The following is a 512-nucleotide window of genomic DNA, read 5'->3' on the forward strand; positions in this document are numbered from 1 at the left end:
TAGCGGGCGATGCTCTCATCGATTCGCTCAAGACGTCTCCTCATCTTGGCCTCGGTGAAGTTCTTATCCCGTGCATTGACAGCCTTGAACTTCGACCCATCAATGGCGACGCTCGCTGCACTGAACAGATCAAGCTTGCGGCACAGCGCGACAAACTCGCGACAGACCTCACGAATGGCTTTGCCATTGTCCTTGCGGAAATCTGCGATGGTTTCGAAGTCCGGTGCCAGCTGCCCCGTCAACCAGATCATCTCGATATTGCGCTGGCATTCCCGCTCCAGCCGTCGGCTCCACGGAACCTGATTGAGATAGCCGTAGATGTACAGCTTGAGCATAATGCCAGGGTGATAGCTAGGTCGGCCGGTCTCCAGCGGCTGGACACCGACGAATCCGAGCTTGTCGAGATCGAGACCGTCAACGAACACATCGACCGCTCGCACCGGATTATCCTCGGTCACATAATCGTCGAGCAATGCCGGAAACAGTGTGCTCTGCCCGCGATCCAACCCCTC

General features: G+C 56.8%; 1 protein-coding gene. It reads right to left on the reverse strand.

From position 1 onward, the window contains the following. Positions 1 to 512, reverse strand: a 512-nt coding sequence (locus AC628_RS41875; protein ID WP_143202131.1) for a transposase, incomplete at both ends; no start/stop codon positions are given.

It is taken from the genome of Bradyrhizobium sp. NAS96.2 (assembly GCF_001908235.1).
GTDB lineage: Bacteria > Pseudomonadota > Alphaproteobacteria > Rhizobiales > Xanthobacteraceae > Bradyrhizobium.